The following is a 24,862-nucleotide window of genomic DNA, read 5'->3' as shown; positions in this document are numbered from 1 at the left end:
GACACGCTTGTGCAATTATTCAGCCAGTTAAGTTGGTATTTCCTGCGCGAGTGGCGGCGATATCTGGGCGCCGTCAGCTTGCTGATCGTTATTGCCTTACTGCAATTGCTGCCACCGCACGTGGTTGGCGTGATTGTCGACGGCGTCACCCAGCATAATTTAAGCGCCGGGCAGATCTTTATGTGGATCGGCGTGATGCTGGTGACGGCGGTGATCGTCTATCTGCTGCGCTACGTCTGGCGCGTGCTGCTGTTTGGCGCATCCTATCAATTAGCCGTTGAGCTACGTGAAGATTTTTATCGCCAGCTCAGCCGCCAGCATCCGGCATTTTATCTGCGCCATCGCACTGGCGATCTGATCGCCCGCGCCACCAATGATGTGGATCGCGTGGTGTTTGCCGCCGGTGAAGGCGTGCTGACGCTGGTGGATTCGCTGGTGATGGGATTGGTGGTGCTGATTGTGATGAGTACCCAAATTAGCTGGCAACTGACGTTACTGGCGCTGATCCCGATGCCAATTATGGCTTTCGCCATCCAGAAAGACGGTGCCCGCTTGCATCAACGTTTCAAAGTGGCGCAGGCGGCGTTTTCAAGCCTGAACGATCAAACCCAGGAAAGCCTGACCAGCATCCGTATGATCAAAGCATTTGGCCTCGAAGATCACCAGTCGCAGCAGTTTGCCGGCATCGCTGCTGATACCGGCAAGAAAAACCTGCATGTGGCGCGCGTGGATGCGCGATTCGATCCGATCATTTATATCGCCGTCGGCTTCTCTAACCTGCTGGCGATTGCCGGTGGCGGCTGGATGGTGTGGAACGGCAGTTTGACGCTTGGGCAGCTCACCAGCTTTGTAATGTACCTCGGCCTGATGATTTGGCCCATGCTGGCGCTGGCGTGGATGATCAACATCGTTGAGCGCGGCAGTGCGGCGTGGAGCCGTATCCGTTCATTGCTGGCGGAAGCGCCAGCGGTTGAAGATGGCCAGAAAGTGTTACCGCGCGAACCTGGCATCCTGCAGGTTGCCATTCGAGAGTTCCGCTATCCGGCCAGCTCTGGCCCGGTGCTGAGCCATCTTAATTTCCAGTTAAAACCGGGCCAAATGCTGGGATTATGTGGGCCAACCGGCTGCGGCAAGAGCACGCTCCTAAGCTTGATTCAGCGCCACTTCGACATCGATCAGGGCGATATTCGTTACCACAATACGCCGCTGCCGCAGTTGCGGCTCGATAGCTGGCGCAGCCGGCTGGCGGTCGTCAGCCAGACGCCTTTCCTGTTCTCTGACACCATTGCCGCCAATCTGGCGCTGGGTCGCCCGAATGCGACGCAGCAAGAGCTGGAGCGTGTGGCAACCATGGCCTGCGTGCACGATGATATTCTGCGCCTGCCACAAGGTTATGAGACCGAAGTGGGCGAACGCGGCGTGATGTTATCGGGCGGACAGAAGCAGCGCATCGCGATTGCACGCGCGCTGCTGCTGAATGCCGAAATCCTGATTCTGGATGATGCGCTGTCGGCGGTTGATGGCCGCACTGAACATGACATCCTGCATAACCTGCGTCAGTGGGGCAAAGGGCGCACCTTGATTATCAGCGCGCATCGTCTGTCGGCGCTCACCGAAGCGAGTGAAATTCTGGTGCTGCAGCAGGGTGCCGTGGCGCAGCGTGGCGATCATGAAACTCTGGCGGGCAAAGAGGGGTGGTATCGCGATATGTACCGTTATCAGCAGCTGGAAGCCGCACTGGATGACGATGAAGTGGCAGAAGGAGCTAGCCGTGGCTAAATCACAACGTTTATGGCCGACGCTGAAACGACTGCTGGCGTATGGCAAACCGTGGCGTAAATCGCTGTGGCTGGCGGTCGGCATGCTGTGGATTGCGGCGGCAGCCGAAGTGACCGGACCGGTGCTGGTAAGCTACTTCATCGATAATCTGGTGGCGAAACATCAGATGCCGTGGGGCATCGTCGCGGGCCTGCTGGTGGGCTTTGTCCTGCTGCAATTGCTGGCCGCCGGTTTGCACTATTTTCAGGCGTTGCTGTTTAACCGCGCGGCGATTGGCGTGGTGCAGCAATTGCGCGTGGACGTGATGAACGCGGCGTTGCGCCAGCCGCTCAGCGCCTTCGATACGCAGCCGGTCGGCCAAATCATCTCGCGCGTCACCAACGACACCGAAGTGATCAAAGATCTCTACGTCACCGTGGTGGCCACAGTGTTGCGGGCTGCCGCGTTGATTGGCGCGATGCTGGTGGCGATGTTCTCCCTCGACTGGCGCATGGCGTTGGTAGCGATCGTGATTTTCCCGCTGGTGCTGACGGTGATGATGATTTATCAGCGCTTTAGCACGCCGATTGCGCGTCGCGTGCGCAGCTATCTGGCGGACATCAACAACGGCTTCAATGAAGTGATCAACGGCATGAGCGTGATCCAGCAGTTCCGCCAGCAGGCGCGCTTTGGTGAACGCATGGGCGAAGCCAGCCGTTCACACTATCTGGCGCGTATGGAAACGCTGCGGCTGGATGGCTTTTTGTTGCGCCCGTTGTTGAGTCTGTTTTCGGCCATGATTCTGTGCGGTTTGCTGATGCTGTTCAGCTTCGCCACGCCGGGCGTGTTTGAAGTCGGTGTGCTGTATGCCTTTATTACCTATCTTGGCCGCCTCAATGAACCGCTGATTGAACTCACCACGCAGCAGTCGATGCTGCAACAGGCGGTGGTGTCCGGCGAGCGTATCTTCGAACTGATGGATGCGGAGCAGCAAGGTTACGGCAGCGATAGTCTGCCGCTGGCCTCCGGCAGCATCTCGCTGCGGGATGTGAGCTTTGCCTATCGCGATAATCGCGATGTGCTCAGCCACATCAATCTCGAAGTGCCGGCGCGTCATTTTGTTGCGCTGGTGGGGCACACCGGCAGCGGGAAAAGCACGCTGGCGAATCTGCTGATGGGCTATTACCCGGTAACGCGCGGCAGTATCGAACTGGATGGTCGCCCGCTGCCGCAGCTGTCGCACGCCGCTTTACGTCAAAGCGTTGCGATGGTGCAACAGGATCCGGTGGTGCTGGCGGATTCGCTGCTGGCCAACGTGCGTTTGGGGCGCGATATCCCGGAAGATCAGGTGTGGCAGGCGCTGGAGACGGTGCAGCTGGCACCGCTGGCGCGCAGCATGGCGGACGGCATCCATACGCGTTTAGGCGAGCAGGGCAATAATCTGTCGGTTGGGCAGAAACAGCTGCTGGCGCTGGCGCGCGTGCTGGTGTCATTACCGCAAATCCTGATCCTCGACGAAGCCACGGCCAATATCGATTCCGGCACGGAACAGGCGATTCAGCAGGCGTTACGTGCACTACGCCAGCACAGCACGTTGGTGGTGATTGCGCATCGCCTTTCCACCATTACCGAAGCCGATCAGATTTTAGTGCTGCATCGCGGTCAGGTGGTTGAACGCGGTACGCATGCTGAGCTGCTGGCCGAGCAGGGCCGTTACTGGCAGATGTATCAGCTGCAGCAGGCCGGCGATGAACTCGCGGCGGGCATCCCCGTACAAGCCGAAGGGTGAATTGCACCTTTTTTGCACAGTTTTATCGGAATGTTCTGTATTGATGCACTTCTTTGAGGCTTGAAGCACCAAAGAAGTGCAATATTGCAACACCTTTCCTCTTCCTCCTCCGCAATCTGCGCTGTGCTTCACATAACGAAGCGTGATGCAGCGCGCCTATGCTACTGACATTCCCCTTTTGTTATTTATGGCACAGCCTTTGCTTATATCCCTACGTGTCCGCGAAGACTCACTCAATTTCTTATCCGGAGGGGAACGTATGAAGCTGGTTACCGTGGTAATCAAACCATTTAAGCTGGAGGACGTGCGTGAAGCCTTATCCTCTATTGGCATTCAGGGACTGACCGTTACCGAGGTTAAAGGTTTTGGTCGCCAGAAAGGTCACGCAGAGCTTTATCGCGGTGCCGAGTACAGCGTTAACTTCCTGCCAAAAGTAAAAATTGATATCGCTATTGCGGACGACCAACTTGATGAAGTGGTCGATGTCATCAGCAAAGCCGCTTATACCGGCAAAATTGGCGACGGCAAGATTTTCGTCGCAGAACTGCAGCGCGTCATTCGTATTCGTACCGGCGAGACCGACGAAGCAGCACTGTAACTGGGGCTCTGAATTGTGATGGGATGGAAAGAAATGAATAAACTGATAACGAAGTTGGGCCTCACCAGCCTTGCGCTGTTACCTTCTCTGGCGATGGCGGCCGCCCCTGCAGTAGCGGATAAAGCCGATAACGCCTTTATGATGATCTGTACCGCCTTGGTACTGTTTATGTCGATTCCCGGCATTGCGCTGTTCTACGGCGGTTTGATTCGCGGCAAGAACGTGCTGTCGATGCTGACGCAGGTTGCGGTGACCTTCTCACTGGTTTGCGTGCTGTGGGTGATTTACGGCTACTCACTGGCGTTCAGTGAAGGCAACGCCTTCTTCGGTAGCTTCCAGTGGGCGATGCTGAAAAATATTGAGCTGAAAGCGCTGATGGGCAGCTTCTATCAGTACATTCACATCGCGTTCCAGGCTTCCTTCGCCTGTATCACCGTCGGCCTGATTGTTGGTGCGCTGGCTGAACGTATTCGCTTCTCTGCGGTATTGATCTTCGTGGTGGTATGGCTGACGCTGGCTTATCTGCCAATCGCACACATGGTATGGGCTGGTGGCTTGCTGGCGCAAGATGGCGCGCTCGACTTCGCGGGCGGCACCGTGGTTCACATCAACGCCGCGGTTGCTGGCCTGGTGGGTGCTTACCTGGTGGGCAAACGTGCAGGTTTCGGCAAAGAAGCCTTCAAACCACACAACCTGCCGATGGTGTTCCTCGGTACCGCGATTCTGTATGTGGGCTGGTTCGGCTTCAACGCCGGTTCTGCTTCCTCAGCTAACGAAATCGCTGCGCTGGCGTTCCTGAATACCGTGGTGGCTACAGCGGGTGCGGTGCTGTCGTGGGTGTTTGGCGAGTGGGCGGTACGCGGTAAACCTTCTCTGCTTGGCGCCTGCTCTGGCTTCATCGCCGGTCTGGTGGCGATTACCCCAGCTTGTGGTTATGTGGGTGTCGGCGGCGCGCTGATTATCGGCCTGGCAGGTGGTTTAGCCGGTCTGTGGGGCGTAACAACCCTGAAGAAATGGCTGCGCGTTGATGACCCATGTGATGTGTTCGGTGTGCACGGCGTGTGTGGCATCCTTGGTTGTATCCTGACCGGCGTGTTCGCGTCCTCTTCACTGGGCGGCGTAGGCTACGCAGAAGGCGTGACCATGGGCCATCAGGTTTGGATTCAGCTATTCAGCGTGGGTGTGACCATCGTCTGGACTGCAGTTGTAGCCTTCATCGGCTTCAAACTGGCGGATATGATTGTTGGACTGCGTGTTCCGGAAGATCAGGAACGTGAAGGTCTGGATGTAAACAGCCACGGCGAGAACGCTTACAACCAGTAACCGCCGGGCTAAAGAAGAGCAGTGCGCTAAAATTATAAAAAAACAGAGGGGCGATTTTATCGCCCTTTTTTTATGCGTCGCGTTGGCGCATCACGCCTTCCTGCACCGTGGTCGCCACCAGTCGGCCATCCTGGGTATAAAACTCACCCCGCACAAAACCGCGCGCGCCCGAGGCGGAAGTGCTCACCACGCTGTACAGCAGCCATTCAGACAAGTCGAACGGACGATGGAACCACATTGAGTGATCGATGGTTGCAACCTGCATATCGGCTTCGAGGAAGCCTTTACCGTGCGGCTGCAGCGCCACCGGCAGGAAGTTGAGATCCGAGGCATAGCCCAGCAGGTATTGATGGATACGACGATCGGCCGGTAACTCGCCGTTGGCACGAATCCACACCTGACGCAGCGGCTCATCGACGTGGCCTTTCAGCGGGTTATGAATTTGCACCGGACGAATATCCAGCGGACGCTCGGCGAGGAATTTTTCTTTCAGCTTGAGTGGCAGATGCGCGGCCAGCTTCTTCGCCAAATCCTGTTCCGATGGCAGATTATCCGGGCCCGGCACCTGCGGCATTTCATTCTGATGCTCGAAGCCGCTTTCAGGTGTCTGGAACGAAGCCGTCATGTAGAAGATCGGCTGACCATTCTGTACCGCGCTAACGCGGCGTGCGCTGAAGCTTTTGCCGTCACGCAGCGTTTCGACATCATAAATGATGGCTTTTTGGCTATCGCCCGGACGTAGAAAGTAGCTGTGGAAGGAGTGAATGATGCGCTCTTCCGGCACCGTTTGTTTCGCGGCATACAGCGCCTGGCCGACTACCTGGCCACCAAACACCTGGCGCAAGCCCAGATCTTCGCTCTGACCACGAAACAGGCCTTCTTCCAGTTTTTCTAGATTTAATAAATTAAGCAGGTTGTGCAGTGCCTGGCTCATAGCGGATTCCTCAGCGTGACTTATCGCGTCAGTGTGAAAGATCCGACCAGTTTCCGTCAATGATTTTGCCGCGATTTCAGCGGGCTGGCGGAGGGTTTAGGCGCAATGCCGATATTTGTGCCAGAATTAAGGTCATTCGGCGGCTGAAAAGCTAAGCAATAAATTTACCGCCGACAATCATAGTGTTCATAAGGAGACGACATCGATGAAACTCTGGCAAGTTATTAGCGGTATGACCCTGGCTGCGGCGATTACCGGTTGTGCGGACCACAGCAAGCCGGTTGCCACACCTACACTCGGCTCAGCGGTAGCGGGGCAGCAGGCCGCGATTGCGCAGCCTAATGTCAGTGGTTCGGTGTATATCCGCCAGCGCATTGCGCTGCCGCCGGATTCTGTGCTGACCGTTACGCTATCAGATGCATCGCTGGCCGACGCGCCTTCAAAAGTGCTGTCGCAGCGCGTGGTGCGTACTGAAGGGAAACAGTCGCCGTTCCAGTTTGTCTTGCCGTTTAACCCGGCTGACATCCAGCCGAACGCGCGCATTCTGTTGAGTGCGGCGATTTCGATTGATGGCAAGCTGGCGTTTATCACCGATACGGTGAAACCGGTGATTAATCAGGGCGGCACAAAAGCCGAACTGCTGTTGGTGCCAGTGACCAACGTCGCGATGCAAACCCAGCCGGGAGCAGCAACAACAGTGCCTTCGACTTCACCTACGCAGGTGACGCCATCTGCTTCGGTGCCGGCACCGACAAGTCTGTAATTTCGATTGATGGGACGGGAGAGCGCCGGAAAGCATCGTTGTTCCGTAAAGTCGCTGTCTCGTCCCTGAACGCTCGGCACACGCCATCAATGCCGTGTGACGCTTTACTCCACGACGATGCCTTCCAGCGTACGACGGGTTGGCTGCGGGCTTGTGCGCGACATATCGCACCGCTAAATTTCCCACCGATATTTCTCTAACTCGATCTCCCCAGCGTCGCTCACTTCAATCCCTTCCGCTTCCAGCGCATCGCGCTGACGAAACAAGTCGTCGCCCTGCAGTGAAATGCGGCCATGGCGATTGATAACGCGAAACCAGGGTAATTTACTGCCTTCCGGCAAACGGCGTAATACGCCACCCACCTGGCGTGCCGCGCGCGGCGAACCCGCTAATTGCGCAACATCCCCGTAAGTAGTGACCTTTCCTGGCGGAATGGCCGCGATGATCTGCCAGACGCGCTCAGAGAAATTGTTTTGGTCGCTCATATGCGCACCTATTTTTATCAGGAAAGGGCAAACTTTAGCATGCAGAAGGGTAGACATCAGCGCATTGCTGTGTACTTGTGCAAGAAACCAACGGTTGTCGGGCCTGCGCTTGCAATTGCCGGGGGCATACTTGATAATGCCTGCGCTCTCGAAATGAGGGCTTGTCAATGGGGGCCCTGTTGGTTCTCCCGCAATGCTAACTTGTGAACTCGGTCAGATCCGGAAGGAAGCAGCCGCAGCAGGCGACGCGTGTGCCGGGATGTAGCTGGCAGGGCCCCCACCAATTTGTTCCCGCCTCATACTCCACAGAATTTTACGCACAGAGAAATCTGGCAATCCTTTGCCGGTGATTCAATCCTTGATCAAAACGATGATGGTGCAGATCGGCTGTTAGGGGAAAAACTTAGCGGACGAACTTCCAGACAGAAACCGGTACTTTATCGTAAAGCTTATTCATGGTCAGTTCAGCCAGACGATGATCGGCTGCCGAATAGAATACCGCGAGTTCATTATCAGGTAATTCATACTTGTTTTTTTCGATAACCCGTTCAAGGGTATCGATTGAGCGACAGCGGCGCAGTCGCATCAAATAATCTGTTTTAGTTAAGGCTTGGTTGCTCATAAATAAACCGGTCTCAGTCTGGTGCTAAAAGGAATGGCTAGGTTGTTGGAGATAAGCGCACTCTTCGGCAAACAGATTAAATAAGCGTTTTGCTGAACGCTGCCACCGTTGTAGATCCTGAGTATTGATTCCATAGCTGCTGAACAGCATAAAGGTATCGTCAAGATATTCATCGATTTGCGTAATCAGGGCTTCATCTTCAACGTGCTTAATTTTGTAATTCATCGTGAAAGAAGCGATATGCTCAATCAAATCGTTGAGCTGTAAATTGCTTTCCGAAGTAGGATCATTAACCCAACCATGATGGCTGTCGGTCAATGTCGCCATACTTTCGTCGAACAGGTTCTCACACAGGTATTTAAGCTGGGCAATATCATGCCGTTTCGGTGAGTATTCGTCCATCTTTTTCCCCTCCATAGCTAGCACAGTTACCGCAGCGCGGCGAGATTAAGAAAAGCTACCAGGAAGCGATATCGAATAAAATTGAATTCAGCGACTCCTTAAATGTAATCCACAATCATTAGCTTTGCTCACCTCAATTACCAAATATTACAATTCATCGGCGGGAGAGGGGCGCTCATTGTCAATCACGTCAAACACCAGCGCGCCGGGCTTTACCTGAAACAACACTTCTTCACGACGCGTAAACGTTTCATTTAAATCCAGGCAAGGATTAAATAAATTCCAGCTGAAATCGTAAAGCATTTTAAATCGATTATTGTCGGTTGGTTGAATAGAAATAATCTGGAAGCTATCGGGAACTAATTGCGCGTTTTGAGAATACCACTGTAAATCACCGGCTAATGCCTCGGCTATTTTGAGAATATTCCCCTGGATAATTCTAACCAACTTTTCGCAATCGTCCTCATCCACAGCAATATCACAATGAATAATAGACGGCATTTTGTATCCAGTAAAAGAATGATGTTTCTATCATTGAGCTTATTGAGTGACATTGCAAGTCGCTAATAAACAGAAAGAGTAATCGTTGTGATGGGTTTCATAACACAATCATGGCGAAACGGCGAATTAGCGCGGCTATCTTTATGATCGATCAACTTTTGAAACACTTTTGCCTGGGCGCAATTGAGGATGAGTCGGGTATGATAATTGTTATGTTATAACATTATTGGTTGTTGAGTATGAATCACAGCGGTTTACTTCTTTCCCTTGGCGGCCGTTTGCTGGTTGCGCTGATGCTGATTGCCTTGCTAGCGCTGGCCTTAGATTGGGGCATGCAGAAATGATACATTTCAAACGCTTACAAGCCGGTTATCAAGGCCGTGCGGTGACGCCGGTCGTTAACGGTGAGCTGGCAACGGGCAGCATGACGGCGCTGATTGGCGCTAACGGCACCGGCAAATCGACATTACTAAAAACCATTGCCGGCTTACTACCGCCAATTTCCGGCAACTGCGAATTGCACATCCCACGCAAAGCCCTGGGCTGGTTACCGCAACGCAGTGAACTTGAAACCCGCTTTCCTCTTACTGCCTATGAACTGGTGGCGATGGGCTGCTGGCCACGCTGCGGCTGGTTTGGTGGTATCAATCGCGCCTTGCGCCTGGAAATCGATGCCGCGCTGGATGCGGTACAAATGCGTGAGTTCGCCGATGCGCAACCATCGACGTTATCTGGCGGGCAACTGCAGCGCGTGCTGTTCGCGCGCTTAATGCTGCAGCGCAGCCAGCTGTGGCTGCTGGATGAACCCTTCAACGGCATTGATAGCCAAACCGTCACCTTGCTAATGTCGATCCTCGAACAGCAGCAGCAGGCGGGCACCACGTTATTAGTCGTGCTACACGATCGTCCGCTGGTGGCGCGCTATTTTCAGGATGTGCTATCGCTCGATGACGCTGATGCCGCACAAACGCCAACGTTGCATAGGGTGGCGTCGTGACATTACTCCAACCCTTTATCGAATTTGGTTTTATGCGCCGTGCGCTGGTGGCCTGCGTTGCATTAGCGATCAGCGCCACGCCGCTGGGCGTTTTCCTTTCCCTGCGCCGCATGAGTCTGGTCGGCGATGCCTTATCACATGCTGTGTTACCCGGCGCGGCGATTGGTTATCTGGTATCGGGATTATCGCTGGTGGCGATGGGTATCGGCGGCCTGATTGCCGGGTTGGCGGTGGCGCTGCTCTCGGGAGCGGTCAGCCGTTATACGCATCTCAAAGAGGATGCCAGTTTTTCCGGCTTTTACCTCGGCTCTCTCGCACTCGGCGTCACACTGGTGTCGCTGCGCGGCTCCAGCGTCGATCTGCTGCACGTGTTATTTGGATCGCTGCTGGCGGTGGATAACGCGGCGATTCTGCTGGTTGGCGGCATTGCGGCTACGACCTTGCTGCTGCTGGCGGTGATCTTCCGTCCGCTGGTGATCGATGCCTTCGATCCCGATTTCCTGCGCGCTCAGGGCAAATGGAGCGCACCGCTGGTGCACGGTCTGTTTCTGATGCTGGTGGTGCTCAATCTGGTGGCGGGCTTTCAGGTGCTGGGCACGCTGATGTCGGTGGGATTGATGATGTTGCCGGCCACCAGCGCACGCTTCTGGAGCCGCCATCTGGCTTACATGCTCGGCATCGCCATGCTGCTGGCGATCGTCTCAGCATTTCTCGGCCTGATTCTTTCGTGGCATTTCTCGCTGCCGGCTGGACCGGCGGTGGTGCTCAGTGCTGCGGTGCTGTTTCTGCTTTCTGTTTTGACAGGACCATGTGGCGGCCTGTTGCGCCGTCGATAACCAAACCAATAAGGGGATAGGAATGAAAAAGTTACCGCTGAGTCTGGCGATTGGCGCCATGCTGGCAAGCCCGCTGTCGCTGGCGAAAAGCGTTGATGTTGTGGCGAGCTTTACCGTGCTGGCGGATATCGTTAAACAGGTTGGTGGCGATCACGTTAACGTGAAATCGCTGGTCGGGCCGAATGGCGATCCGCACACCTTCGAACCGACGCCGCAGGATAGCCAGGCGCTGTCGAAGGCGGATGTGGTATTCGTGAGCGGTTTGGGCATGGAAGGCTGGATGGATCGCCTGATCAGCGCGTCAGGCTATAAAGGCACCATCGTAGTGGCATCGAACGGTGTCAACACGCGCAAGATGGAAGAGGACGGTAAAAGCGTCACCGATCCGCACGCGTGGAACAGCATGCAAAACGGTGTGATCTACGCCACTAATGTGATGAATGCGCTGATCAAAGCCGATCCAGAAGATGCGGCGGATATTCGTAAAAGCGGTGAAAGTTACATTCAGCAGCTGCAGAAGCTGGATAGCTGGGCGAAAAATGCCTTTGCAGAAGTGCCGAAGAGCAAGCGTAAAGTGCTGACCAGCCATGATGCCTTTGGCTACTTTGGCCAACGTTATGGCGTCAGTTTCCTGGCGCCGGTGGGCTTCTCTACCGAAGCGGAAGCCAGCGCCAGCGACGTGGCCTCGATCATCCAACAACTGAAGGCCGAGCACATCAAAACCTACTTTATGGAGAATCAAACCGATCCTCGACTGGTAAAACAGATTGCCAGCGAAACCGGCGCGCAGCCGGGCGGGGAACTTTATCCTGAGGCGCTGTCGGAAGCGAATGGCCCAGCAGCGACCTATGTCGCCGCGTTCAAACACAATGTTGACGCCATTTTGCATAGCATGAAGTAAAAAAAAGGCCGGGGAGCATCCCGGCCAACTATCACGACACTTTCCTACCTTTTTTTCTTTCTTCCCTGAACCGCCTTAAAGCGCGGGTTAGTTTTGCAAATCACATAGATGCGACCTTTACGACGCACGACTTTGCAATCCTTATGGCGCGTCTTTGCAGCGCGCAATGAACTCAATACCTGCATCTGTTCTCTCCAGCGTTACTTGTTGCGCGACAGGAAGCTGCCGAAACGCTGGTTGAAGCGCGCGGTGCTGCCTTCTTTAGCAAAGTCTTTCTGCTTACCGGTGTAGAACACGTGAGATTTTGACGAGACATCCAGCGTGACATACGGCAGCACTTCACCTTCATACTCAATGGTGCGCTCGGTTTTGATGGTGGAGCCGACTTTAAAGTATTCGTTGGCCGAGGTGTCGTGGAACACCACTGGGCGATAAAGAGGATGGATATTCGGTTTCATAGTAACCTCGCTATGTAATGTTATACTATAACAATAGTATGAGCCCGAACATGGCTGATTGCAACCGTGAAAAACGCAGGGATTTTGGCGGGGCAGGGGAACAGCAATAAAAAAGGCCGCATCAGCGGCCTTTTAGGGAAGAGTAAAACTTAGTGTTTGTGCTCAACCGGATGACCGTGTTCCAGGTCACCTTTGTTCTTACTGAAGCGGCGACGTACCACCACGAAGAACACCGGAACGAAGAAGATAGCCAGCGCGGTCGCTGTTACCATCCCGCCCATTACGCCGGTACCTACCGCATTTTGTGCGCCAGAACCCGCACCGGTGCTGATCGCCAGCGGCATTACGCCGAGGATAAAGGCGAGTGAGGTCATCAGAATCGGACGCAGACGCATACGGGATGCTTCCAGCGTGGATTCCACCAACCCTTTACCTTCCTTCTCCATCAAATCCTTGGCGAATTCGACAATCAGGATGGCGTTCTTCGCCGACAATCCTATGGTAGTCAACAAGCCCACCACAAAGTAGACGTCGTTACTTAAGCCGCGCAGCGTGGTGAAGATCAGTGCGCCGACAACACCCAGCGGTACCACCAACATGACCGAGAACGGAATCGACCAGCTCTCATACAGCGCGGCCAGACACAGGAACACCACAATCAGTGAGATAGCATACAGCGCCGGAGCCTGGTTACCTGACAAGCGTTCCTGATAGGACATGCCGGTCCAGTCGTAACCAATACCCGCCGGCAGTTTTCCTGCCAACTCTTCCATCAGGTTCATGGCATCACCGGAGCTCTTGCCTGGCGCAGCCTGGCCCAGAATCTCCATCGATGGCAAGCCGTTGTAACGTTCCAGACGCGGTGAACCGTACTGCCACTTCGCCGAAGAGAAGGCGGAGAACGGTACCATGGTGCCGCCGCTGTTGCGCACGTACCATTTACTGATATCGTCCGGCAACATACGTGAATCGGCCTTGCCCATAACGTACACCTTCTTCACGCGACCGCGGTCGATGAAGTCGTTGACGTAAGAACCGCCCCATGCTGAAGCCAGCGTGGTATTGATGTCGGACAGCGACACACCCAGCGCCTGCGCTTTCTCCTGATCGATGATCAGTTTGTACTGCGGCGTATCTTCCATGCCGTTTGGACGCACACCCACCAGCGTATCCGAATGCTGGGCGATCATGCCAAACAGCTGGTTACGCGCGGCGGTCAGCTTCTCGTGACCCAGGTTGCCCTGATCGGTCAGCATGAAGTCGAAGCCGGTGGCGTTACCCAGTTCGATAATCGCTGGCAGGTTGAACGGGAACACCATCGCATCTTTGATTTGACCGAGCGCCTGCATGGCACGACCGGCAATCGCAGGCACTTTCAGGTTGGCATCGCCACGCTCATCCCACGGCTTGAGGCTGACGAACGCAATACCGGTGTTCTGTCCACGACCGGCGAAGCCGAAGCCGTTAACGGTAAACACGGAGTTAACGCTGTCTTTCTCTTTGGTCAGGAAGTAATCCGTCACCTGATCCAATACTTTCTGGGTACGTTCCTGGGTAGCACCGGCTGGCAATTGCGCCTGCGCCAGTAACAAACCCTGATCCTCTTCCGGCAGGAATGAGGTAGGCAGTTTCAGGAACAGGTACGCCATGCCGACCACGATCACCAGATAAATAAGCAGGTAACGGCCGGTGCTGCGAATGATATGACCAACACTGTCAACGTAGTGGTTGGTGCTCTTATCAAACAGGCGGTTAAACCAGCCGAAGAAACCGGTGGTTTTGCCGTGAGCGCCTTTCTCCACCGGCTTCAGCATGGTGGCACAAAGCGCAGGCGTCAGGATCAACGCCACCAGCACCGACAGCGCCATCGCCGAAACAATGGTGATGGAGAACTGGCGATAAATGACGCCGGTTGAACCACCGAAGAACGCCATTGGAATAAATACCGCTGACAGCACCAAGGCAATACCGACCAATGCGCCCTGAATCTGCTCCATCGAACGTTTGGTCGCTTCTTTCGGCGGTAAGCCTTCTTCCGCCATTACACGTTCGACGTTCTCTACCACCACGATGGCGTCGTCCACCAGCAGGCCGATGGCGAGCACCATCCCGAACATCGTCAGGGTGTTTATCGAGTAGCCAAAGGCACTGATGATCGCAAAGGTTCCGAGCAACACAACAGGAACGGCGATGGTTGGAATCAGCGTCGCACGGAAGTTTTGCAGGAACAGATACATCACCAGGAACACCAGCACGATTGCTTCGAACAGCGTTTTCACCACTTCGAAAATCGAAATTTTCACGAACGGTGTGGTGTCGTACGGATAAACCGTTTTCATGCCTGCCGGGAAGAACGGCTCCAGTTTCGCCAGTTCTGCTTTCACCGCATCGGCGGTGTCCAGTGCATTAGCGCCGGTGGCCAGTTTGATACCGATACCGGAAGCCGGTTTGCCGTTATAACGCGCGATGATCTCGTAGTTTTCACCACCAAGTTCAATCTTCGCCACGTCACGCAGACGTACCTGCGAACCATCCTGATTCACCTTCAGCAGAATATTGCCGAACTCATCTGTCGATGTCAGACGGGTTTGCGCAATGATCGAGGCATTCAGCTGTTGGCCCGGTACAGGTGGCGTACCGCCCAACTGACCCGCGGCGATCTGGGTGTTCTGGACTTTCAGCGCGTTGATCACATCCACTGGTGTCAGTGAATAGTTGTTCAGCTTGTGTGGGTCCAGCCAGATGCGCATCGCATACTGCGCACCAAACACCTGAGTATCACCGACACCCGGCATACGGCTGACCGGATCTTTGATGTTTGAAGCAACATAGTCAGAAATATCATTCTGCGTCATGGTGCCGTCATCACTGACAAAACCCGCCACCATCAGGAAGCTGCTAGAGGATTTCTTAACCTGAATACCCTGTTGCTGTACTTCCTGTGGCAGTAACGGCGTGGCCAGCTGCAGTTTGTTCTGCACCTGAACCTGCGCGATATCGGCATCAGTACCGGATTGGAAGGTCAGCGTCAGCGTCAATGTACCCGACGAGTCACTGCTCGAGGACATATACATCAGTCCATCGATACCGTTCATGTTTTGCTCGATGACCTGCGTCACCGAATCTTGCAGCGTTTTCGCATCAGCACCCGGATAGGTGGCCTGGATTTCAACCGCCGGCGGTGCAACATTGGGATATTGCTCAATCGGCAGGCTGATAATCGATAGCACACCGGCCAACATGATGATGATGGCGAGCACCCACGCAAAAATGGGGCGATCAATAAAGAACTTAGCCATGTATCAGTGGCTCCTGTTATGACGATGATTTAGCAGACGGTGATTCTGGTGCAGCTTTGGCATCATCGGAGACTTCTTTTGGCGTCACCTGCGCACCCGGTTTGGCACGCTGGATACCGGTGGTGATCACCCGATCGCCTTCTTTTAGACCTTCCGTCACCAGCCATTTGTCGCCAAATGCCTGATTAGCGGTGATGTTACGCGATTCCACTTTATTATCTGCGCCAACCACCATTGCGGTTGCCTGACCGGTTGGGGTGCGTGTTACGCCCTGTTGCGGCACCAGCAGTGCGGTGGGATTGGTGCCCTCATCCAGACGCGCACGAACAAACATGCCTGGCAGCAGGCGATTGTCCGGGTTCGGGAAGATGGCGCGCAGCGTGATCGAGCCGGTGGTTTCATCCACGCTCACATCAGAGAATTCCAATGTGCCTGTCTGCGGGTATGCGTTACCGTTTTGCATCAGCAGGGTGACGTTGGCCTTACCGTCGTTCTGTTTCAACTGACCGGATTCCAGCTCTGCGCGCAGACGCAGGAAATCATCACTGGATTGGGTCACATCGACATACATAGGATCGAGCTGTTGCACGGTCGCCAGGGCAGTGGTTTGCCCGTTGGAAACCAGCGCACCTTCGGTTACCGACGATTTACCAATACGACCGCTGATGGGTGACGTCACTTTGGTATACGCCAGATTGATGCGCGCAGTTTCGACGTTGGCACGCGCAGCCTGGGCGGCTGCAGCAGTCTGAGCTGCGGTGCCTGCGGCGGTGTCATAGTCCTGCTGACTGATGTACTTAGTACCCAGCAGCGGCTTATAGCGAGTAATGGTTAACCGCGCAACACGCGCATTGGCTTCAGCCTGGGCGAGATCCGCTTTAGCGCTGTCGTAGGCCGCCTGATAGGTGGCTGGATCAATCTGATACAGCGACTGACCGGCTTTTACATCACTACCTTCAACAAAATTACGCTTGAGGATAATTCCTGACACCTGAGGGCGAACTTCCGCAACGCGGAAAGCCGAGGTACGGCCCGGCAGCTCGGTGGTAATTTTCAAGGGTTCGTTTTTTAACGTTACAACACCCACTTCTGGGGGCTGCTGCTGGGCGGCTTGCTGGGATTTATTATCATCACATCCTGTTAACACAAAGCTGCCTGATAGCATCAGGACGGCCGCCAGAGGCGCTAATCCTCTGTTTTTATTCATAAATAAACCTCTAGTGTCCGATATCAAATGATCAATGGATCACAAACCGATAAACCCATTGCTGCGTTAAAACACGGGTCATGCTATGGTACATACATTCACAAATGTATGTAAACTTACAAGTTTGTAAAAAAAGCCCAGCATGGCACGAAAAACCAAAGCGCAAGCTCTTGAAACACGGCATCAAATTCTTGACGCCGCATTAGCACACTTTTCCGAACATGGTGTGGCCGCCACGTCTCTGGCGGATATCGCAACAGCGGCCGGCGTCACGCGCGGGGCTATCTACTGGCATTTCAAAAATAAAGCCGATCTCTTACAGGAAATCTGGCTGCGTTGTGACGCTGGGCTGGACGATGTGGAACTTGAGTATCAGACAAAATACCCGGGCGATCCACTTTCTGTTGTTCGTTCTATGTTGATCTATATCCTTGACGCCACAGCAAAGGATCCGCAAAGACGCGCATTAATGGAGATTATCTTTCACAAATGTGAGTTTGTTGGCGAAATGTCGACGTTACAGGATATGCAGCAGAGCTTACTGCAAGCGTGTTACGATCGAATTGAAACTGTACTACGTCTTTGTATTGATGCCAGCCAATTGCCTGAGAACCTGAATACGCGTCAGGCGGCGCTACTGATGCGCGGCTATATTAATGGCATGATGGAAAGCTGGCTGTTCAACCCGCAAAGTTTTGATTTGGCAGCCGATGCGCCTCAGCTGGTGGATGCGTTTCTTGATATGTTGCGCCTGAGTCCAACGCTGCTTAGTCGGCCTTGATTTCCGCCGCTTGTTTCTGCTCATAATCCCGCTGAACAATCGCCAACGCGGCCAGCACGGTGGCGGTAGGGACATTATTCTCTTCAAGCAGTTGAATCAGATCGACGGCAAGTTTGATTTCGTCGGGTGCGCTGTCCAGTGACATTTTTTCTCCTAAATACGTAATTTCGCCGCGACCAGCAGCATTAACAGTGCGCCCAGCAGTGCGCTGGCGAAACCGGCTGGATGCAGGACGGCCAGATCGCCGGTGGTGAAGTAGGTGGCGATATAGCCGCCAATCAGCGCGCCAATCACCGCCAGTACCAACGTCGGCACAAATCCTCCCGGACGACCGGGAAAAATCACCCGTTTGAGCCAGCCTGCCGCTAAACCGATCACAATCCATAATACCAGCGTCATGATTTTACTCCTTTTTCTCACCGCAATGAGTATAGAGGAAAAAGCGCCGCGTTCAGCGCGGCATAGGCGGCAACTCCAGTTTGTAGATAGCGGCGCGGCAGCGTGCCAAACGTTCTTGCAGCTGATCGACTTCACGAATTAACTGCTGCTGAACGCTCAGCGTTTCAGCGCGCGCCAGATGCTGCTCGCGCTGAGCAATCATCGCCAGTAAGCGTTTTTCGTAGCCTTGATACTCTTCACGCTTGGCCTGGCGTGCATCGACACGTGGCCGCTCGCGCTTGACGCGCAACTGCTGACTCTGGCATTCGCGCTGTAATGCGGCAATTTGATCCAGCACTTTCTCTGCCAGCCATTGACGGCGCGCCACATCAGTGTCAGCAGCGGTTAACTGCGTCACATTGCCTTCCAGCTCGCGCAGATAATCCGCCAGACGCGTGCCGCTGGTGCGAAACAGGTGAGAATCAAAACGGGGCTGACGACAGGCACCATCCGGCTGCTGCGCAATCTGCTGGCGCAGTAACTCTAACATGGCATGGAGACGTTGCTGGGCGGGCGGTTGGGGCATCACTCTGTTTCCGACTGTGTTAACGTAACGCTGTTTTTGACTTATTCAGGCATCAGGCATGCAGCGCATTTTACTACTGAGCCTTGGCTGGCTGGCGATTGTGCTAGGTACGCTGGGCATTGTATTACCTTTATTACCGACGACGCCATTTGTGTTGCTGGCGGCCTGGTGTTTTGCCCGCTCGTCGCCGCGTTTCCATCATTGGTTGCTATGGAAGTCGCCGTTTGGTCGCTTTATTCGCCACTGGCAGCAGCATCGTGCCATGCCGCCCGGCGCCAAAGGGCGCGCCATGTTGCTGATTGTGATTACCTTTTCGGTGTCCCTTTATTTAGTAAACCTGCTGTGGGTGCGCATCCTGTTAGGCGCGATGCTGTGCCTGCTGCTGCTTTTTATGTGGCGCATTCCGGTTGTAACCGAGGATGCCAACCCGCCACAACAGTAGCGTGAGGGTTGCATTTAGCCGGGTATTTGCATAGATTTGGGCATCTTCGTGCGTGGCTTCCCTTATAAACGACTTCGCTTAACCCGGTTTCCGGGGTTTGGCGCTAGAGAAGCTGCGCGTATTAGATATTTTCTCCAGGCGTAACATTTATGACCGCAACTGCGCAGCAGCTTGAACTCATCAAAAACAGCATTAAAAGCATTCCTGACTATCCGAAGCCGGGCATTCTGTTCCGTGACGTGACCAGTCTGATGGAAGATCCGCAGGCGTATGCCGCGTCGATCGCCATTCTGGTGGAGCGTTATCGTAACAAAGGCATCACCAAGGTGGTGGGAACGGAAGCGCGTGGCTTCCTGTTTGGCGCACCGGTGGCGCTGGGTTTGGGCGTGGGTTTTGTGCCGGTGCGTAAGCCGGGCAAACTGCCGCGTGACACCTTCAGCGAAAGCTACGAGCTGGAGTACGGCACCGATGCGCTGGAACTGCACAAAGATGCCATTAAACCAGGCGATGTGGTGCTGGTGGTGGACGATCTGCTGGCGACTGGCGGCACGCTGGAAGCAACGGTGAAGCTGATCCGCCGCGCCGGTGGAGAAGTGAAAGACGCCGCATTCGTGATTAATCTGTTTGACCTGACCGGTGAAGCCCGCCTGACTGCCATGGGCGTCGAGTGCTTCAGCCTGGTGAATTTCCCCGGCCACTAAGGCCTGCGCGCTCCGCTGCACGGCGGGGCGCCACCTCTGCAAAGTTAGTGGTTGCTGATCCGCTGGTGGCTGTTAAACTACTGCCAAAATAAACAGGGTTTGCGAAGCTGCATTTTCTCCCTTCTCCCTAAATTCCAGTGATTGAATCCACATGAGCTATCAGGTACTTGCGCGAAAATGGCGTCCCCAGGCCTTCGCTGACGTAGTCGGTCAGGAACATGTGCTGACTGCGCTGGCCAACGGGTTGTCACTGGGACGAATCCATCATGCTTATCTCTTTTCTGGCACACGCGGCGTCGGGAAAACCTCGATCGCCCGTCTGCTGGCGAAGGGGCTTAACTGTGAAACCGGCATCACGTCAACGCCGTGCGGGCAATGCGATAACTGCCGCGAAATCGAGCAGGGCCGTTTTGTCGATCTGATTGAGATCGATGCCGCATCACGCACCAAAGTTGAAGATACGCGCGATCTGCTCGATAACGTGCAGTACGCGCCGGCGCGCGGTCGCTTCAAGGTCTATCTGATCGATGAAGTGCACATGCTGTCGCGTCACAGCTTCAACGCGCTGCTGAAAACGCTGGAAGAGCCGCCATCGCACGTGAAATTCCTGCTGGCGACCACCGATCCGCAGAAGCTGCCGGTGACGATTCTGTCCCGCTGCCTGCAATTCCATCTCAAAGCGCTCGACGTTGAGCAAATCCAGCAGCAGCTGGCGCATGTGTTGCAGCAGGAGCAGATTGCTGCCGAACCGCGTGCGCTGCATCTGCTGGCACGCGCCGCTGACGGCAGCATGCGCGATGCGCTGAGCCTGGCCGACCAGGCGATTGCCATGGGGCAGGGCAGCGTAACGCGTGACACCGTGGCACAAATGCTCGGCACGCTTGACGATGAACAGCCGCTGGCGCTGATTGAAGCGCTGGTGGATGGCCAGGGCGAACAGGTGATGGCGCTGCTGAATCAGGCCGCGTCGCGTGGGGTTGAGTGGGAAGCGCTGCTGGTCGAGATGCTGCGTTTACTGCACCGCATTGCGATGGTGCAGCTGCTGCCAAGCTCGCTCAGCGAGGACGATCTCAGCCAGGCCGATCGCCTGCGCGAGTTAGCGCGCGTGCTGCCACCGGCTGACGTGCAGCTCTATTACCAAACGTTGTTGATGGGACGTAAAGATCTGCCGCTGGCACCGGATCGGCGCTTAGGCGTAGAGATGACGCTGCTGCGGGCGCTGGCGTTCCATCCGCAGGCAACGATTGCGGAGCCGGTGGCGCGTCCCACCTTGACGCCACAAGCTGCGCCGCAGGTTGCTGCGCCACAAGCCGCAGCGAAAGCCGCGCCCGCACCGGCTGCGCAGCCGCAGATGGCACCGCCAAACCCTGACGCGCCGCCGGTGTCGGATGATTATCCAGACATGCAGCCCGCGCCCGATCCGTTACCTGACTCCACCAGCCAGTTGTTACAGGCGCGAACGCAGTTGCTGCGTCAGGGAGCCGGCAAAGCAAAAAAGAGTGAGCCGGCAGCGCGTTCCGCGCGGCCGGCGAATCCGGCGCTGGAACGTCTCGCTAGCGTCACTGAACGTGTGCAACAACGTGCGTCCGAACCCACGGTAAAAGCCCCGGCCAAACCGGAAGCTTATCGCTGGAAAACGCAGCTGCCGGTAGAGGTTAAAGCGGAGCCGGTGGCGACGCCAAAAGCCTTGCGTTCGGCACTGGAGCATGAGAAAACCCCTGAGCTGGCGCTGCGTCTGGCGGAAGAAGCCCAGCAGCGCGATGCGTGGGCTGCTGAAATCGCCGCGCTGACGCTACCAAAACTGGTGCAGCAAGTGGCGCTCAATGCGTGGAAAGAGGTGGGCGAAGCAGGCGTTACGCTGCATCTGCGCAGCAGTCAGCGCCATCTGAATTCAGCTTCTGCCAGGCAGGCGCTGGCGGAAGCGCTAAGTCAGTCTGCCGGTCAGCCGGTTGAATTGACGATTATTGAAGACGATAATCCTACGGTATTGACGCCACTGGAGTGGCGCCAGGCCATTTATGAAGAGAAGCTGTCGCAGGCGCGACAGTCGATCGAAAGCGATACCCATATTCAGACATTGCGTCGATTCTTCGATGCCGATTTGGATGAAGAGAGTATTCGACCGGTGTGAACATGCTGCCGCGCGTCAACTGCGCGCAGCCCCAGCAGAGAGAGAAAACTATGTTTGGTAAAGGCGGATTGGGCAACCTGATGAAACAGGCCCAGCAGATGCAAGACAAAATGGCCAAAGTGCAGGAAGAGATCGCCGCGATCGAAGTGACCGGTGAATCAGGCGCTGGCTTGGTTAAAGTAACCATCAACGGTGCGCACAACTGCCGTCGTGTTGAAGTCGATCCTAGCTTGCTGGAAGATGACAAAGACATGCTGGAAGATCTGATCGCCGCGGCCTTCAACGATGCGGCACGCCGTATTGACGAAACGCAGAAAGAGAAGATGGCTGCGGTCTCTTCAGGTATGCAGCTGCCGCCTGGCTTCAAGATGCCGTTCTGATGCAAACCAGTCCACTGCTTGAATCTTTGATGGAGTCGTTGCGCTGCCTGCCGGGCGTTGGCCCGAAGTCGGCGCAGCGTATGGCTTTTCAGCTGTTGCAGCGCGATCGTAGCGGTGGCATGCGTCTGGCGCAGGCATTGACCCGCGCCATGTCGGAAATCGGTCACTGCGCCGATTGCCGTACCTTCACCGAACAGGAAATCTGCACCATCTGCGCCAATCCGCGTCGTCAGCAAAACGGCCAGATTTGTGTGGTGGAGAGCCCGGCAGATATCCACGCCATTGAGCAGACCGGCCAGTTTGGCGGCCGCTACTTTGTGCTGATGGGGCACTTGTCACCGCTGGATGGCATTGGTCCACAGGATATCGGCCTGGATCGGCTGGAGCAGCGTCTCGAGCGCGAAACCTTAACCGAAGTGATCCTCGCCACCAATCCCACGGTGGAAGGGGAAGCCACGGCCAACTACATCGCCGAGTTGTGCGGACAATATGGCGTTGATGCCAGCCGCATTGCACACGGTGTGCCGGTCGGTGGTGAGCTGGAAATGGTCGATGGCACCACGCTGTCGCACTCGCTCGCCGGACGCCACAAGATTAATTTCTAATCACTTGCCGATGTCTTCACAGACATCGGCTTGAAATCCTCTCCTTCATCCCCATTTCTCTCTCAACGTATCATCAACCCCGATTCAGTTGAGGTAGCAATGACCATGAAAGGACAAGAGACGCGTGGCTTCCAGTCAGAGGTAAAACAACTTCTGCACCTGATGATCCATTCACTCTATTCAAATAAAGAGATTTTCCTGCGCGAGCTGATTTCCAACGCTTCAGATGCCGCCGACAAACTGCGCTTCCGCGCGCTGTCGACGCCCGATCTGTATGAAGGCGACGGCGACCTGCGCGTACGTATCTCGGTCAATCCGGAAAATCGCACGCTGACGCTCAGCGATAACGGCATCGGTATGCGCCGTGATGAGGTGATTGAGAACCTCGGCACCATCGCTAAATCCGGCACCAAATCCTTCCTCGAATCCATGGGCTCCGACCAGGCGAAAGACAGTCAGCTGATCGGCCAGTTCGGCGTGGGCTTCTACTCTGCGTTCATTGTGGCGGATAAAGTCACCGTGCGCACCCGCGCCGCCGGTGCGAAAGCCGATGAAGCGGTGTTCTGGGAATCTGCTGGCGAAGGCGAATATACGCTGGCAGAGATTGAGAAAGCCGATCGCGGTACCGAAATCACGCTGCACTTCCGTGAAGGCGAAGATGATTTCCTCGATGCGTGGCGCGTGCGTAACGTGATCAGCAAATACTCCGATCACATCGCGCTGCCGGTTGAGATTGAAAGCAAAGACGAAGAGAGCGACACCACCACCTGGGAAAAGATCAACAAAGCCCAGGCGCTGTGGACGCGCAACAAGTCTGAGATCAGCGACGACGAGTACAACGAGTTCTACAAACACATCGCCCACGATTTCAGCGATCCGGCGATCTGGAGCCATAACCGCGTGGAAGGTAAGCAGGAATACACCAGCCTGCTGTATATCCCGGCGCGTGCGCCGTTCGACATGTGGAACCGCGACAGCAAGCACGGCCTGAAACTCTACGTACAGCGCGTGTTCATCATGGACGATGCCGAGCAGTTCATGCCGAACTACCTGCGCTTCGTGCGTGGTTTGATAGATTCCAACGATCTGCCGCTGAACGTATCGCGTGAAATCCTGCAGGACAGCCGTGTGACCCAGAGCCTGCGTGGCGCGCTGACCAAGCGTAGCCTGCAGATGTTAGAGAAGCTGGCGAAAGACGACGCGGAAAAATATCAGCAGTTCTGGAAAGAGTTCGGTCTGGTACTGAAAGAAGGTCCAGCCGAAGACAACGCTAACCAGCAACAGATTGCCAAACTGCTGCGCTTTGCCACCAGCCAGAGCGAAAGCGCTGAGCAGACCGTTTCGCTCGACGATTACGTGACGCGCATGGTGGAAGGTCAGGACAAGATTTACTACATCACCGCCGACAGCTATGCCGCAGCGAAGAGCAGCCCGCATCTGGAACTGTTCCGCAAGAAAGGCATCGAGGTGCTGCTGCTCTCCGATCGTATCGACGAATGGATGATGAGCTACCTCACCGAGTTCGACGGCAAAACCTTCCAGTCAGTCAGCAAAGCGGATGATTCGCTGAGCAAACTGGCCGATGAAGAGACCGAAGAGCAGAAAGAAGCGGAGAAGGCGCTGGAGCCGTTTGTTGAGCGCGTGAAAACGCTGCTGGGCGAGCGTGTGAAAGAGGTGCGTCTGACGCATCGTCTCACCGACACGCCAGCGATCGTCACCACCGATGCTAACGAAATGACCACGCAGATGGCGAAGCTGTTTGCCGCGGCCGGTCAGGACGTGCCGGACGTGAAGTACATTTTCGAGATCAATCCGGATCATACGCTGGTGAAACGCGTGGCTGATACCCAGGACGAGACGCGCTTTGCCGAGTGGGTTGAGCTGCTGCTGGATCAGGCGCTGCTCGCCGAGCGCGGTACGCTTGACGATCCAAACCAGTTTATCCGTCGCATGAACCAGTTGCTGACGGCGTAATCGCACCAAAC

At 55.3% G+C, this 24,862-nt stretch carries 27 protein-coding genes, 1 other RNA gene and 1 other annotated feature; of the genes, 16 read left to right on the top strand and 12 right to left on the bottom strand.

Annotated elements, in window-relative coordinates; all coding sequences use genetic code 11:
• Positions 1–9 precede the first annotated feature (9 nt).
• From ACVLVH_RS10940 to amtB, 4 genes are all read left to right on the top strand, one after another.
• Complete coding sequence (locus tag ACVLVH_RS10940; protein WP_192414039.1) at positions 10–1,779, top strand: SmdA family multidrug ABC transporter permease/ATP-binding protein; 1,770 nt, start codon at positions 10–12, stop codon at positions 1,777–1,779.
• Complete coding sequence (locus ACVLVH_RS10935) at positions 1,772–3,547, top strand: SmdB family multidrug efflux ABC transporter permease/ATP-binding protein (RefSeq protein WP_192414041.1); 1,776 nt, start codon at positions 1,772–1,774, stop codon at positions 3,545–3,547. The genes ACVLVH_RS10940 and ACVLVH_RS10935 overlap by 8 nt, the downstream gene beginning before the upstream one ends.
• Before the next feature lie 259 nt (positions 3,548–3,806).
• The gene (gene glnK, locus ACVLVH_RS10930; RefSeq protein ID WP_007886947.1) at positions 3,807–4,145 is read left to right on the top strand and encodes a P-II family nitrogen regulator; all 339 of its coding nucleotides are present in this window, start codon (positions 3,807–3,809) and stop codon (positions 4,143–4,145) included.
• A 33-nt stretch (positions 4,146–4,178) separates the two neighbouring features.
• A complete protein-coding gene (gene amtB, locus ACVLVH_RS10925; protein WP_101762414.1) occupies positions 4,179–5,468 on the top strand; it encodes an ammonium transporter AmtB in 1,290 nt (429 codons plus the stop codon).
• Between the two features lie 70 nt (positions 5,469–5,538).
• Here amtB and tesB read toward each other — a convergent pair whose 3' ends face one another.
• Positions 5,539–6,402, bottom strand: coding sequence for an acyl-CoA thioesterase II (gene tesB / locus ACVLVH_RS10920; RefSeq protein ID WP_498949384.1), 864 nt, complete (start codon positions 6,400–6,402; stop codon positions 5,539–5,541).
• A gap of 205 nt (positions 6,403–6,607) precedes the next feature.
• On the opposite strand from tesB, the gene ACVLVH_RS10915 reads away from it, so the two are divergent.
• The gene (locus ACVLVH_RS10915; RefSeq protein ID WP_110867736.1) at positions 6,608–7,165 is read left to right on the top strand and encodes a YbaY family lipoprotein; all 558 of its coding nucleotides are present in this window, start codon (positions 6,608–6,610) and stop codon (positions 7,163–7,165) included.
• Between the two features lie 173 nt (positions 7,166–7,338).
• On the opposite strand, the gene ACVLVH_RS10910 is transcribed toward ACVLVH_RS10915, so the two are convergent.
• Positions 7,339–7,650 carry an MGMT family protein gene (locus ACVLVH_RS10910; protein ID WP_008103902.1) on the bottom strand — a complete coding sequence of 104 codons (312 nt, stop codon included), beginning with the start codon at positions 7,648–7,650 and terminating at the stop codon, positions 7,339–7,341.
• Between the two features lie 177 nt (positions 7,651–7,827).
• Between ACVLVH_RS10910 and ffs the strand changes: the two genes are divergently transcribed.
• An RNA gene (ffs, locus tag ACVLVH_RS10905) (signal recognition particle sRNA small type) lies at positions 7,828–7,924 on the top strand.
• A gap of 129 nt (positions 7,925–8,053) precedes the next feature.
• Here ffs and hha read toward each other — a convergent pair.
• The 3 genes from hha to ACVLVH_RS10890 form a co-directional block, all read right to left on the bottom strand.
• Positions 8,054–8,272: a hemolysin expression-modulating protein Hha gene (gene hha, locus ACVLVH_RS10900; protein ID WP_007886938.1), complete on the bottom strand. Its 219-nt coding sequence runs from the start codon at positions 8,270–8,272 to the stop codon at positions 8,054–8,056.
• A gap of 24 nt (positions 8,273–8,296) precedes the next feature.
• Positions 8,297–8,674: an Hha toxicity modulator TomB gene (gene tomB / locus ACVLVH_RS10895; RefSeq protein WP_007886936.1), complete on the bottom strand. Its 378-nt coding sequence runs from the start codon at positions 8,672–8,674 to the stop codon at positions 8,297–8,299.
• A 147-nt stretch (positions 8,675–8,821) separates the two neighbouring features.
• Positions 8,822–9,175, bottom strand: a complete 354-nt coding sequence (locus ACVLVH_RS10890) for a hypothetical protein (RefSeq protein WP_101762410.1) — start codon at positions 9,173–9,175, stop codon at positions 8,822–8,824.
• 340 nt (positions 9,176–9,515) lie between these two features.
• Between ACVLVH_RS10890 and ACVLVH_RS10885 the strand changes: the two genes are divergently transcribed.
• Genes ACVLVH_RS10885 through ACVLVH_RS10875 form a run of 3 tightly spaced genes read left to right on the top strand, consistent with a single transcriptional unit; the run spans position 9,516 to position 11,909 of the window.
• Positions 9,516–10,172 (top strand): metal ABC transporter ATP-binding protein, encoded by a 657-nt coding sequence (locus tag ACVLVH_RS10885; protein ID WP_192414043.1) that lies wholly within the window; start codon positions 9,516–9,518, stop codon positions 10,170–10,172.
• A complete protein-coding gene (locus ACVLVH_RS10880; protein ID WP_498949379.1) occupies positions 10,169–11,008 on the top strand; it encodes a metal ABC transporter permease in 840 nt (279 codons plus the stop codon). Before ACVLVH_RS10885 ends, ACVLVH_RS10880 begins: the two co-directional genes overlap by 4 nt.
• Positions 11,009–11,030: 22 nt before the next feature.
• The gene (locus tag ACVLVH_RS10875) at positions 11,031–11,909 is read left to right on the top strand and encodes a metal ABC transporter substrate-binding protein (RefSeq protein ID WP_110867733.1); all 879 of its coding nucleotides are present in this window, start codon (positions 11,031–11,033) and stop codon (positions 11,907–11,909) included.
• Positions 11,910–11,953: 44 nt separating this feature from the next.
• Here ACVLVH_RS10875 and ykgO read toward each other — a convergent pair whose 3' ends face one another.
• The 4 genes from ykgO to ACVLVH_RS10855 form a co-directional block, all read right to left on the bottom strand.
• The gene (ykgO, locus tag ACVLVH_RS10870; RefSeq protein WP_192414044.1) at positions 11,954–12,094 is read right to left on the bottom strand and encodes a type B 50S ribosomal protein L36; all 141 of its coding nucleotides are present in this window, start codon (positions 12,092–12,094) and stop codon (positions 11,954–11,956) included.
• Positions 12,095–12,109: 15 nt separating this feature from the next.
• Positions 12,110–12,367 carry a type B 50S ribosomal protein L31 gene (locus tag ACVLVH_RS10865; RefSeq protein ID WP_101762406.1) on the bottom strand — a complete coding sequence of 86 codons (258 nt, stop codon included), beginning with the start codon at positions 12,365–12,367 and terminating at the stop codon, positions 12,110–12,112.
• Positions 12,368–12,516: 149 nt separating this feature from the next.
• Entirely contained in the window at positions 12,517–15,666 is a 3,150-nt protein-coding gene (locus ACVLVH_RS10860; protein ID WP_101762405.1) for a multidrug efflux RND transporter permease subunit AcrB, read from the bottom strand.
• A gap of 16 nt (positions 15,667–15,682) precedes the next feature.
• A complete protein-coding gene (locus ACVLVH_RS10855) occupies positions 15,683–16,873 on the bottom strand; it encodes an efflux RND transporter periplasmic adaptor subunit (RefSeq protein ID WP_192414046.1) in 1,191 nt (396 codons plus the stop codon).
• Positions 16,874–17,015: 142 nt separating this feature from the next.
• Here ACVLVH_RS10855 and acrR point away from each other — a divergent pair, with 142 nt between their 5' ends.
• A complete protein-coding gene (acrR, locus tag ACVLVH_RS10850) occupies positions 17,016–17,654 on the top strand; it encodes a multidrug efflux transporter transcriptional repressor AcrR (protein ID WP_101762403.1) in 639 nt (212 codons plus the stop codon).
• Here the strand turns inward: acrR and rsmS are convergent.
• Genes rsmS through priC form a run of 3 tightly spaced genes read right to left on the bottom strand, consistent with a single transcriptional unit; the run spans position 17,641 to position 18,618 of the window.
• Positions 17,641–17,799, bottom strand: coding sequence for a pleiotropic regulatory protein RsmS (rsmS, locus tag ACVLVH_RS10845; RefSeq protein WP_192414050.1), 159 nt, complete (start codon positions 17,797–17,799; stop codon positions 17,641–17,643). The genes acrR and rsmS overlap by 14 nt on opposite strands.
• An 8-nt stretch (positions 17,800–17,807) precedes the next feature.
• Positions 17,808–18,053 carry a GlsB/YeaQ/YmgE family stress response membrane protein gene (locus tag ACVLVH_RS10840; protein ID WP_137385287.1) on the bottom strand — a complete coding sequence of 82 codons (246 nt, stop codon included), beginning with the start codon at positions 18,051–18,053 and terminating at the stop codon, positions 17,808–17,810.
• Positions 18,054–18,105: 52 nt separating this feature from the next.
• Positions 18,106–18,618 (bottom strand): primosomal replication protein PriC, encoded by a 513-nt coding sequence (gene priC / locus ACVLVH_RS10835; protein ID WP_101762400.1) that lies wholly within the window; start codon positions 18,616–18,618, stop codon positions 18,106–18,108.
• A gap of 58 nt (positions 18,619–18,676) precedes the next feature.
• Between priC and ACVLVH_RS10830 the strand changes: the two genes are divergently transcribed.
• The 6 genes from ACVLVH_RS10830 to htpG all read left to right on the top strand — a co-directional run bounded on the left by ACVLVH_RS10830 (position 18,677) and on the right by htpG (position 24,851).
• On the top strand, positions 18,677–19,060 hold the full coding sequence (locus tag ACVLVH_RS10830; RefSeq protein WP_101762399.1) for a DUF454 family protein: 384 nt from the start codon (positions 18,677–18,679) through the stop codon (positions 19,058–19,060).
• A gap of 149 nt (positions 19,061–19,209) precedes the next feature.
• Positions 19,210–19,761, top strand: a complete 552-nt coding sequence (gene apt / locus ACVLVH_RS10825; protein ID WP_101762398.1) for an adenine phosphoribosyltransferase — start codon at positions 19,210–19,212, stop codon at positions 19,759–19,761.
• Positions 19,762–19,912: 151 nt separating this feature from the next.
• Positions 19,913–21,892, top strand: a complete 1,980-nt coding sequence (dnaX, locus tag ACVLVH_RS10820; protein ID WP_192414054.1) for a DNA polymerase III subunit gamma/tau — start codon at positions 19,913–19,915, stop codon at positions 21,890–21,892.
• Positions 21,234–21,295: a sequence feature (DnaX frameshifting element), on the top strand. (Overlaps the previous gene by 62 nt.)
• 50 nt (positions 21,893–21,942) lie before the next feature.
• Complete coding sequence (locus ACVLVH_RS10815; RefSeq protein WP_008103874.1) at positions 21,943–22,272, top strand: YbaB/EbfC family nucleoid-associated protein; 330 nt, start codon at positions 21,943–21,945, stop codon at positions 22,270–22,272.
• Complete coding sequence (recR, locus tag ACVLVH_RS10810; RefSeq protein WP_008103873.1) at positions 22,272–22,877, top strand: recombination mediator RecR; 606 nt, start codon at positions 22,272–22,274, stop codon at positions 22,875–22,877. The genes ACVLVH_RS10815 and recR overlap by 1 nt, the downstream gene beginning before the upstream one ends.
• 99 nt (positions 22,878–22,976) lie before the next feature.
• Positions 22,977–24,851 carry a molecular chaperone HtpG gene (gene htpG, locus ACVLVH_RS10805; protein ID WP_101762396.1) on the top strand — a complete coding sequence of 625 codons (1,875 nt, stop codon included), beginning with the start codon at positions 22,977–22,979 and terminating at the stop codon, positions 24,849–24,851.
• The last annotated feature ends 11 nt before the right edge of the window (positions 24,852–24,862 follow it).

Source organism: Kluyvera sp. 1366 (assembly GCF_054823405.1).
The sequence above is the reverse complement of the archived record's forward strand: the minus strand, read 5'-3'. Positions and strand labels throughout refer to the sequence as shown.